The 10,990-nt window shown below is 42.5% G+C and carries 10 protein-coding genes; all 10 read right to left on the bottom strand.

Annotation, left to right across the window (positions count from 1 at the left end):
- Positions 1-16: 16 nt before the first annotated feature.
- Positions 17-838, bottom strand: a complete 822-nt coding sequence (locus DCCM_RS05615) for a class I SAM-dependent methyltransferase (protein WP_104371457.1) — start codon at positions 836-838, stop codon at positions 17-19.
- Positions 839-879: 41 nt separating this feature from the next.
- A complete protein-coding gene (locus tag DCCM_RS05610; protein ID WP_104371456.1) occupies positions 880-1,689 on the bottom strand; it encodes an alpha/beta hydrolase in 810 nt (269 codons plus the stop codon).
- Positions 1,690-1,763: 74 nt separating this feature from the next.
- Entirely contained in the window at positions 1,764-2,324 is a 561-nt protein-coding gene (loaP, locus tag DCCM_RS05605; protein ID WP_104371455.1) for an antiterminator LoaP, read from the bottom strand.
- A gap of 88 nt (positions 2,325-2,412) precedes the next feature.
- Positions 2,413-3,699 carry a PfaD family polyunsaturated fatty acid/polyketide biosynthesis protein gene (locus DCCM_RS05600; RefSeq protein WP_231702672.1) on the bottom strand — a complete coding sequence of 429 codons (1,287 nt, stop codon included), beginning with the start codon at positions 3,697-3,699 and terminating at the stop codon, positions 2,413-2,415.
- A gap of 131 nt (positions 3,700-3,830) precedes the next feature.
- Complete coding sequence (gene fabD / locus DCCM_RS05595; RefSeq protein WP_104371453.1) at positions 3,831-4,736, bottom strand: ACP S-malonyltransferase; 906 nt, start codon at positions 4,734-4,736, stop codon at positions 3,831-3,833.
- A 30-nt stretch (positions 4,737-4,766) separates the two neighbouring features.
- On the bottom strand, positions 4,767-5,723 hold the full coding sequence (locus tag DCCM_RS05590) for an acyltransferase domain-containing protein (protein WP_104371471.1): 957 nt from the start codon (positions 5,721-5,723) through the stop codon (positions 4,767-4,769).
- Positions 5,724-6,677: 954 nt separating this feature from the next.
- Complete coding sequence (locus DCCM_RS05585) at positions 6,678-7,856, bottom strand: ABC transporter permease (protein ID WP_104371452.1); 1,179 nt, start codon at positions 7,854-7,856, stop codon at positions 6,678-6,680.
- Complete coding sequence (locus DCCM_RS05580; RefSeq protein WP_174705139.1) at positions 7,853-8,686, bottom strand: ABC transporter ATP-binding protein; 834 nt, start codon at positions 8,684-8,686, stop codon at positions 7,853-7,855. Before DCCM_RS05580 ends, DCCM_RS05585 begins: the two co-directional genes overlap by 4 nt.
- Positions 8,686-9,981 carry an efflux RND transporter periplasmic adaptor subunit gene (locus DCCM_RS05575; RefSeq protein WP_104371450.1) on the bottom strand — a complete coding sequence of 432 codons (1,296 nt, stop codon included), beginning with the start codon at positions 9,979-9,981 and terminating at the stop codon, positions 8,686-8,688. Before DCCM_RS05575 ends, DCCM_RS05580 begins: the two co-directional genes overlap by 1 nt.
- Positions 9,982-10,202: 221 nt before the next feature.
- A complete protein-coding gene (locus DCCM_RS05570) occupies positions 10,203-10,940 on the bottom strand; it encodes a Yip1 family protein (protein WP_165792027.1) in 738 nt (245 codons plus the stop codon).
- Positions 10,941-10,990: the final 50 nt, after the last annotated feature.

Below are 10,990 nucleotides of genomic sequence, written 5' to 3'. Positions count from 1 at the left end.
GCTATATTCCTCCTTCCTATAGCGTTTTCTCCCCAACAGCCATGTACAACTGCCGTATAATGGAGTGGTTTTCACTTTTCATCATTCTTCGCCATTCAGTAGAGATTCTTCCCAAAATTTTACTAGATAAAAAACCATCATTCAAAAGTTTAATCGGAATGCCTATTCCCTCAGATTTTAAAAACATTTCATCTCCTACAATTTCACTATGGGCACTGATAATTTCAAAATCAACCCCGGAGAATCCACCATTCTTTAATATAGTGGGCAACTCCCGGCCAATTTTAGGATTTCCCCCCTCAGAATATCGAGATTGACAATAAGCATCATAGAGCTCTTTTAATTCTGAAACATGAGGATAAGTCATTATATGCATTTCAAAATCATTGTCAACAAAAACAGCCTTTCCCCCTGGTTTTAATATTCTATATACTTCGCGAACAGCACTAATGGGATCGGGTAAATGTTCCAACACTAATCGTGTAATAGCGAAATCAAAGGAACTGTCAGGCAAACCTGTTTCTAAAATTGATTTTTGAATTACTGTGAATTGATTGATATTTTTGCAAGATAAATATTTTCGTGAAAAATCGGCTAAAAACGAATCAATCTCTATTGCGGTAATATTTGCATTAGGGAACTTTTCAAGTATTTTTTCAGTTATGAATCCGGGACCTGAGCCAACTTCCAAGATTAGCATTCCATCATTCAAGCCAAATTCTATATAGTGCTTCAATTCCTTATCCCAGAACAATTCAACTTGAGCTTTCAAACGATTTATTTCTAATTCTACATTACTAGCTATTGTATTAATTTGGTAAGAGCCTTGCAGATTCATTTTTCCCCTTTCTTTTCTTTGATACTCTTTTAAAATACTTTTTATAATGGATTATGTACTTTTGTGCATGGAGGCTTAGATATTTCATTCAAGAAAATAACGATTTGCTCGGCAACTGTTTTCCAATTAGGATCTAACATCATATCATGACTAATATTGGAAAAAATAATTGGTTCTATTTTATACTTTTTCCCAAAATTAATTATTGTTTTTTCTGGAAAAATATAATCTTTTTTTGAACCAAGTATTAGCATTGGAACTTTAGTGTTAATTGATTTTGGAACAATTTGTTTAGTAAATTCTTTAAGTGCTTTGTTGGATTCCGGTTGTAAAAAATTTATAAACTCATTCCTTTTTTTAACCGGTAGATCATCGGAAAAAAATACTTTTGACAAAATGTTCTGATAATTTTTCTTGCTAAAGAAAAATAACTGAATATATTGCATGAAATTAGTAAACATTAATCGCAATACATCTTTCATCATACCATTTGGAGGAATAGAGGCCATTAGAACTGCCGCTTTTATTTTATCTGGATAAAGATATAATATCCTTTGAGCTACTGCCCCTCCCATTGAATGTCCAATAAGCACCGGTTTGTCTTTTAAAAGCAACATGGCTTCATGCACATCATTTACGTAATCATTCAAAGAAAAAGAATGAATCCTTTCACGACCTTCGCTTTCACCATGTCCCCGGAGGCTAAGGGCATAAGAAGAAAAACCTTTTGAAGAAAAATAAGGTAGAAAGTTTTCTCTCCAACACCACGCTCCATGACTTGCTCCATGTATAAACAGAAGAGGGGGAGCTTTCGAGTCCTTAGACAAATATTCTATAATTTCTAATTTCATCACTCACACTTCCTCTTATTAAATTATTCATTTATTCTAACAGGAATATAATTGAATTAAGTTTTATATTTCTATTAAACACTAACCGAGGTCCCCTCTAGCTCCACCCTCCTTTCTTCCCCACCTATATTAACCTTTATGACAACCCGGCGATTTCTTTTTGAGTATTGCTCAATGATTCCTTCCAGGCCAACCAGGGGACCTTTAACTATCATTACACTTTCACCGTTTTTTTGTATTTCACTGCTATCTACAATATCACCATTACACATTAGTTTTTGAATTAGTTCCATTTCATGGTTATCTATAGGAGTTAGCAAATTGCCGACCTTTACAAACCAAATATTTGCTTTTTGAATTCGCAACCATTGATGCAGCTCTTCGATCTGCTCATAATTGGCAGCTGCAAATAAATAACCGCTGAAGAGCGGTTTGATCACATAAATTATTTTTCCCTTTTTACGCCAGCTAAGCCTGCGTTTTGGGAAAATAATTTTAACATCATGAAATAATTTCTGAATCAAAAATAAAGCTTTTTCCTCTTTTCCACTAATTGTTCTTAATACATACCATTGTAATATAGAAATCACCGACCTTAAAAAAGGACATAAAATACCACCTGGAATACATCGCATTCCAATTTAAAGCTATAACAACTTCCCCGAATTTTTGCGCGCCTCCGCAACAAAAATTATTAAACAAAGAAGTATTTGTAAAACCCAATTAACAAAACGATTTTTCAAAAGATTTAATTCTATGATTAAGTAATTCTGCCGTCTCCGCCATCAGTTTTTCACCGATTTCATCAACATGACGGTTTTTCCAATTTTCCAGGCTGGTGCCTTTAACCCATTGATTAAAAGCTCCTAAAGCCGGGCCGCAATGAACTTGATAATCTACTTTAGATTCTTCACTGCCGCTTAAAGCAAGACGCGTAGAATATCCAAAATACCATTTAAAAATTAAAGCCATTTTATGTTTTGGATTGAATTCAGCCCTTTCAATCTCTTTAGCAGGATAAAAAGATTTAACATTCTCATAGACTTCTTCAAAACTCTTTTTAAAATATTTCTCTTGGATCTGAATCCTGGTCTTTTCATCAATTTCATTTAAGGAATTATATCGACGATATAAATCATACAATTTATTAGCCCGGGCTGGAAAAAATAACCCTTTTTTTAGAACCTGGACTCTGGCACCCAACTCAAACATATCTCCCGCCGGTGCATACTCGGTATCTTGAACATTAATTTGCTGTAATAAATCTTTTACGGCATTACTGGTACCTGCTTCTACTGTACATTGATTGATAGAACCGGTTAGTATAAAATCGGCCCCTAGAATAAAAGCGGCGGCAGCAGCAACTGGAGTACCAATTCCACCGGCTGCGCCAACCCGAATCTTCTTATGATATTGATATTTTTCCATCATTTCATCCCGCAATTTAATCATAGCCGGCATCAAAACGTAAGCCACTCCAGCATCCGTGTGACCGCCGGAATCCGCTTCCACGCATATATCATCCGCTATAGGAATTTCTTTTGATAAATCAGCTTCTTCCTGTGTGATCTTGTTTTCAGCTAATAATTTGGTTAGAATTCGTTCCCGGGCCGGGCTTAAAAAGACTTCCGCCACTTCAGGCCGGGACAATTTGGCAATTATTTTATTTAAAGCTATGACTTTTCCGTCGTGATTTCTTGTTAAACCTTTGGCTCTATATCTAATTAAAGCGGGGGTAATATAAAAAAAGGCGGATGCTTCAATAGTTCTTACCCCGTATTCTAAAAAAAGATCGACCATTTTATCTTCCATTTCAGGTATGGTTGGATTATGTACTAAATTAACACCGTAGGCTTGTCCTCCCGGAAGTTCATTTTTTATGTACTTAATGGCGTTTTCGATTTGAGATATTTTCAATCCGCCACTGCCCAGAAAGCCCATCATACCAGCCTTCCCCATTTTCACTACCATTTCTTTTGAAGCGATTCCATGATACATTCCTCCGGTTATATATGCGTATTTAAGTTTATAATCTTTTTTAAACTCATCACTTCCTAATGATGTGGATAAAATTTCGCAAAATTTTCTTTGAATTTCTTTTTGGCAGGATTTATCTTTCTCATGTATTGTGGGATTAGTTTTTATAATTTTTTTTTAAAGTCAGTCTCTATTTCGTCACTCTTAATAATTAATGGCTCCGCTTCCTTTTTAATTTGTTGAATTAATCCGGTTAAGACCCTGCCCGGTCCAATTTCTTCGAACTCCATTTCTCCAAGACCCATCAGATATCTAATACTCTCTGTCCATCTAACCGGACATATAATCTGTTGAACTAGATTTTGTTTAATATCAGATTGTTTATATGGTCTCGCATAAACATTAGAAATTACAGGAATATTAAGTTCATAAAATTCTAAATTTTTAGTAAATTTTTCATACTCTTTTTTGGCCTCTGTCATATAACGGGAATGAAAAGCACCACTAGTTTTTAAAGGTATAAACATCTTTACATCTTTAATCCCCTCAAAAATAGATTGGGCATAATCAATGTCAGTTTTTAAACCGGAAATTACAAATTGAGATGGGTTATTATAATTCGCAATATCTATATTTTGCAGATTATTTTCTTTTAGAACATCCGTTATTTGTTCTTCATTTAACCCAATCACTGCAGCCATACCCCCCCCGGAGGCGCGGCTCATTAATTCTCCTCTTTTTATTACCATTTTTAAACCAGTCTCAAAATCAAAAGCACCTGCTGCAAACAATGCATTATATTCCCCTAAACTATGCCCTGCAACATAATCTGGTGTTTTATCTACAGCTCTAATCCTTTTGAGATAGTGGAGAGCATTAACCGTATATAGGGCTGGCTGAGTATACTGTGTTTTATTCAACTGCGAATCCGGATCTTCCAAACATAGTTTTTTTATTGAATAACCCAGTATTTCATCTGCTTTATCTGCTAATTCTGTAAACTCATCAAAAAGTGTGCCCCCCATACCTATACGTTGAGAACCCTGGCCAGGAAAAATATATGTTGTCACTTTATTCCTTCCTTTCTTTTTAAAAAAGTCTCATTTAAAAAATAACTGAAATATAGCATTTAATTTTTCATTCTCCTTGCCAAAAGGAGTAACGATGTGATAACTTTGCGATAAAGACTCTCTATGAATATTACGTTTTACAAAATTCGAAAGAGTTCCTGATGGTCCTAAATCCAGGTAAATATTTTTTGAATTCTTTTCAAGCTCATAAATGGTCCGTGGAAAATTAACGGGCTGTCTAGCCACTTTCCAAAAGTAATCCCCGGACAATGACGTAATAACCTTAGCATATAAACCCGATACAAATGGAATCTTGGGCGGTTCAAAGGTTTTTTTCGTTAAAAAGTCTATAAAAGGTAATTCGGCAGGGTCTATTAAAGAAGAGTGGAAACCGTAAGCTACAGGTAAATCCTGAAAAATGATATTGCGGCTATAAAGAAACTCTTTTATTTTTATTAATCCTTCAGTGTGCCCCGAGACAACAAAATGAGAAGAATAATTAACTGAAGCTAATTCACTGTTTTCATAAAGTATGGCAGTCTTATAATATAATTCAGGTTTATGAAGTATTGATAGCATTCCTCCTTTGGGACAGTGGGTTTCAATTATCTCAGCCTGCTTAACAAGCAGCTCCATTGACTCCTCAATTCCGATAACTTCTGAAAGAGCTGCTGATGTGAACTCTCCCAAACTTGTTCCCAGGACAAAATCAGGTTCTATTCCGTTTTCCACAAGAACCCGCGCCAAGGAATACTCCAACATAAAAATTGCCGGATGGGTATAAAAAGTCCGGTCAAATTTATCTTCAAATACTTTTTCTCCGTCATATAATCGAGCTACTATGGACTCTCCAATAATATCAATTACAATTTTATCAAGCCTAAGCATCCACTTACGGAAAATATTATTACCCTTATAAAGTTCATGACCCATATTATAATACTGCGATCCTTGTCCTGAAAACATAAAGCCTATTAACTTATCCATAACAAATTTAGCTCCCGCATATAAAGTTTTAATCTTATAAAACCCATGTTTTTGATAAAACAAATTGATTGACAAAAATTCAAATTAATACTCTCCCGGGCACTTATTGATAATTATATTTTTCTTAACATAAACCAGTCATTTTCCTGGTTTCTTTGCAGGAAATAAATAAAAAAACCCTTAGCTTTTGGTAAAATAGAATCGCTAAAAACCACCACCAGAAGACAGGGATGTTTTACGCAGTCTATTTTACCAGAAACCACTCCGGAAAAAATATTAAATACTTTTTAGGGAATTTGTCAGCTGGTTAATTGGAGCTGTTAGATTTTTTGTTTCAAAGTATATGTACCCATGTGGCAAGCAAGTAGGCTTATTGGAAACCAGTTTGGAATATTTCAGAGGGCTTGTTCAATTTTTTCTGGGGAAATGCTTGTACAACTAAAAATGTTCTGGGTGTAAAACAAATGTGAAAGATGCGGAATGGATTGTCAAATTGATACACAACTCAGCTGGTTGGAAAAGAAGAAGATGGTTCATGTTACATATTTCAGCATAGTTTTAAAACTCATTTTGTTATATTTAAACTCACAAGTCATTTTATGTCAATAGAAAAAATTCCAGTTTTTTGTCAAAAATTGATAATTCAACCCTTAACTTTTTTATATTAAACAGGATTGGTAAGAGCCGTAATTACGCATCACTGAAGATGTTTATAGACGATTTCAACCAACGGTTGTCTACACCAAGTTGCTTACGGAGGAAGTTATTTTTCCAATTTGCAGAACATTTTCTTCCTCCTGGCGCATGGTTTTTACAGCAATTGTGTATTTTTTGCTTATACCCTGCTTGGACAAATATCCATATATCCTGACGTGATTCAAAAAAACAACAGTTTTGCAACACCGATTCTTACATAAAATTAAGCCGACATCTCGTGTCGGCTTAATTTTATATTCAATCCCTTCTCAGCGCTTCGATGGGATCCATCTTGGCCGCCTTGTTGGCGGGCAGTATGCCGAAAACTATACCTATGGCGGCGGAAAAGGTGAATGCCAGCAGCGCCGTCCACCAGGACACCAGGGGCGGCCACTTGGCCACCTTGGCTATCAGGTAGGCCCCCCCGGCCCCCAGGATCATGCCTATTACACCTCCCAGCACGCAGAGAACCACCGATTCTATGAGAAACTGGGTTAATATGTCCTTGCGCCTGGCTCCCAGGGCCTTGCGGATTCCTATTTCCCTGGTGCGCTCGGTGACGGACACCAGCATTATGTTCATTACCCCTATGCCGCCCACAAAAAGCGATATTCCTGCGATGGCGCCTATTATCAGGGTCATGATGCCGGTTATTTTATTGGCCGACTGCATCTGCTGCTCCATGCTGTAGCTGATGTATTTGTTGTCCCGGTGCCGCCTTTCCAGTACCTTTACCGCCTGGTCCATGGCTTCCTGAACCTTTTCCCGGGAAACGGCGCTGCCCTCCAGGTTGTTTATGTATGGACCGAACATGTTGGTCCAGGACCGGCTGGGAATAAAGGCCCTGGCCTCTTCCGAAAAGCCCAGCATGGAATCCCCCTTGGCCACCACTCCCACCACCAGGTAGGGGGTGCTGCCGATGCTCACTTTATTTCCCACCGGCTCCGAGCGGCCGAAAATTTCCTCCGCCAGGGCCTGGTCCAGCACGGCAACCCTCCGGCCCAGGGAATCGTCCTCCTTGCTGAAAAAGTGACCGTTTTTTATATTCAGCTTTCTTATGTGCTCATATTCCGCCGATACGCCCCAGACCTGGGAATACTTTTTATCCTTGGAGCCCCTGACATCGTCCATGGTCACGCTGTTGGCGGATAGATCGCTTATCCCCGGCACCTTGTCTTTCAGCACCTGCACGTCACTCAGGTCGAAGCTCCTGCCGCTGGGCTGCTCCCCGCTTTGCCAGTCCGGGTAGATGGCAAATATGTTGGTGCCCACCTTTTCCATTTCGGACATCAGCACTGCCCGCCCCCCCTGGCCTATGGCCACCACCGCTATCACCGCGGCAATACCGATAATTATGCCCAGGGTGGTTAAAAAAGAGCGCAATTTATTGGCCCTGATACCCTCCAGGGCCACCCGAATACTCTCCAGCAGGCTCACCGGGCATCCCCCTTCCGGCCCTGTTCCGCAGACAGGGTTTGTGAATGGGGGACGGCTTCAGTGAGCGCCCCGGGAGCTGATATTTCGCCGCTGCGGGGGCTGTTTTGGTGTGCCGGACCCAGTTTTTTCAACTGCTCCACGGCGTCCAGGGGGTTTTCCACCTTTTCGTCGGCCTCCAGCCTGCCGTCCCGAAAATGAATAATCCTGGAGGTGTGCAGGGCAATATCCAGTTCGTGGGTTACCAGCACTATGGTGGCCCCGCTGCGGTTCAGATCCTGAAAAATAGCCATTATCTCCTCTCCGGAGCGGGTGTCCAGGTTGCCCGTGGGCTCGTCGGCCAGCAGTACCGCGGGTTCGTTAACCAGTGCCCGGGCTATGGCCACCCTCTGTATCTGGCCGCCGGACAGCTGGTTCGGACGGTGATCAATTCTTCCGGCCAGCCCCACCCTTTCCAGTGCCGTGGTGGCCTTCTTCACCCTTTCCCGGGCATTTAAACCGGCATACAACATGGGCATTTCCACGTTGCGCAGGGCGGTCATCCGGGGCAGCAGGTTGAAATTTTGAAATACAAAGCCTATTTTCCGGTTGCGCACCTTTGCCATGCCGGTGTCGTCCAGGCTGCTTATTTCAATTCCGTCCAGCCTGTACGAGCCGGAAGTGGGGGTGTCCAAACCGCCCAGTATGTTCATGAAGGTTGATTTACCGGAGCCCGACGGCCCCATTACGGACACAAACTCTCCGGCCTTGACCTCGAGGTTCACTTCTATCAGGGCATGCACCGGATGCTCCCCGCTGTTGTATATTTTATTCAAGCCGGATACCTGGATCATCATTTATCCCCCCCGGCCGGAGGCACGTTATTGGATGCGGAAACCCTGGCGCCGTCCTCAATGTTACCCGGGCTTACAATAACCGTATCCCCATCCTTGAGCCCTGATTTTATTTCCGTGTAAAGCTCGGTATCCAGGCCGGTTTCCACCTTTCTCTCCCTGGCAACGCCCTTCTCCACCACGAAAACCTTATGCTGCCCGTCCTTTTCAACCACGGCCTCGTAAGGCACCACCAGCGCCTTATCCCTGTCCACCGTGGTAATGGTCAAATCCACGGTATAGCCCGTGCGAAGGCCTTCTGAATCGCCGGTTATCCTGACAATCACCGGAACCTCGATCTGGCTGCCCTGATTTCCCGCTTCAACCAGGGCACCCGGCGATACGCTTTGCAGCACCCCGGTATACTCGCGGTCCGGCAGGGCGGCAGCTGTTACTTTTACTTTCTGCCCTGTCTTTAATCTGCCGCTGTCCGCCTCGCTGACCCCGGCGGTCACCTCCACCTTGTCCGTGTTACCGATGGTAATAAGCCTGGTACCCGGATCCACATGGTCACCCTCGGCCACTTCCACGGCGATTACAACGCCGTCCATTTCCGCCGTCAGGGTGGTTCTGTCAAACTCCCGCTGGGCCAGTTCCATCCGGTTGCGGGCCTGCTCCAACTGGGCTTTCAGGGAGGCCAGTTCCGGGCCCGTGGGACCCGACTCCTTGATCTTCAGACTGGCGCCGGCATTAACGTACGCTGTTTCCTTCGCCGTCAAATCTATCTCCGCCGCTTCCATCTCCTGGGCGCTGACAGCCCCCTGGTCAAAAAGCTGTTTGGTCCTCTCATAATTTTTTTGGGAGTTTTTGTAGTCAGCCCCGGCCCTTTTATAGTCGGCCTTAAGCTTGTCCACTTCCTCCTGCCTGGGATTTAGAGCGTCTTCCAGCTCGGACTGCCTTACCGCGTAGTTGGCCTTGGCCTCGCTGAACTGGTCGTCCAGTTCTCCGGCGTCCAATAGCCCCAGCACCTGACCCTTGCGCACCGGATCTCCCGGATTGACCGTTATTTCTTTTACCGTGGTTTCCTCGTAGCTGTAAAATTCCTGTTTCTCCACCAGCCTCACCCTGCCGGTGGCAAATACATTGTCCTGAATGTGTTTTATTTCCGCTTTGGCTGTCTTAACCGGAATGCCCGCCGTGTTCTTGTTCCTGACCAGGTTTATGGCCACCACCGACACAATAAGGCCGAGGATGAGTGCCCCGGCCAGCAATTTCTTCCATGACATTTTCCCTAATTTCTTTTTTAAAAAGTGCAATATTCATCTCTCCCTTCATAGATCAGGGGACACGCCTTCTTAGTCTATCTAAATCCCTTATTTTAACAAAGATCAAGAAGGAATGTCCCCAGCGTATGGGGCACACCACAATTTATTATATAATGTGATTTAAACAACTGCCCCTCTTAAAATTACTTCTACTACTATAGACGCAGCAAAAGGTTAATTTATTTCAGCCAATCAGTTATTTTTTTAAAAATTTACATTCCGGCAGGTGGCAAAGGGCTGAGCAGCCCCATGCCCAATACATATAAAACCCAAAGAACCGCCACATACATACCGACTTTAACGGCAGGCACCTTCATGGCCACGGAACCGCCTGCGGTCAGCAAAACCAATCCCCAGATAAAAAAGGGATCAATCTGGGCCAGTGTCATATAGAGCCTGTCGATTTTGTCCCCGGGGAGCAGCAGGGCCAGGCTGGTATTTACCCTGTGCATGTTCTGGGCGGGACTTAGCACAACCAAAACCGTATGGATAACGGAAGCCAGCAGCACCGGCAAATAGGCGTACGCCGTCACGGCAAACAGGGTTTTAAAAGGCGCATTTTCCCCGCTGAAGGCGTTGAACAACTTCAGAAGCAAGGCCATAATCAGCCACATGACCAGCGGCATCAGCACCGAGGCCACCAGCACCACTACCACGGCCCAGGTGGTGGCCGCGCTGACAGCCTGGGCCGGTAAGCTTGCGGTTTGCGGGTTATTCTGAAGGCTCCAGAGGGTAAATTCCTTCACCTTGGGTATTGTTGGCAGAAACAGTATGAAATTTACGGCCAGCAGCAGTACCGTTATTGCAGCCACACCGGGGCGGCCGACAATATCTTCAAAGGTTTTAACCGGGCCTCCCCATAAAACCCCGCTTATCCTTTGCCAGAGATTTAAATTTCCCTTATTTCCGGGTTCCTTGCTTTCGCCTTCCGTAAAATCTTGTGTATCCAAAGGAATCACCCCTTAATTAATTGTTAGAAAAATTTAACATATACTAGGAT

This window comes from Desulfocucumis palustris, assembly GCF_002933875.1.
GTDB classification, from domain to species: domain Bacteria; phylum Bacillota; class Desulfotomaculia; order Desulfotomaculales; family Desulfocucumaceae; genus Desulfocucumis; species Desulfocucumis palustris.
The sequence above is the reverse complement of the archived record's forward strand: the minus strand, read 5'-3'. Positions and strand labels throughout refer to the sequence as shown.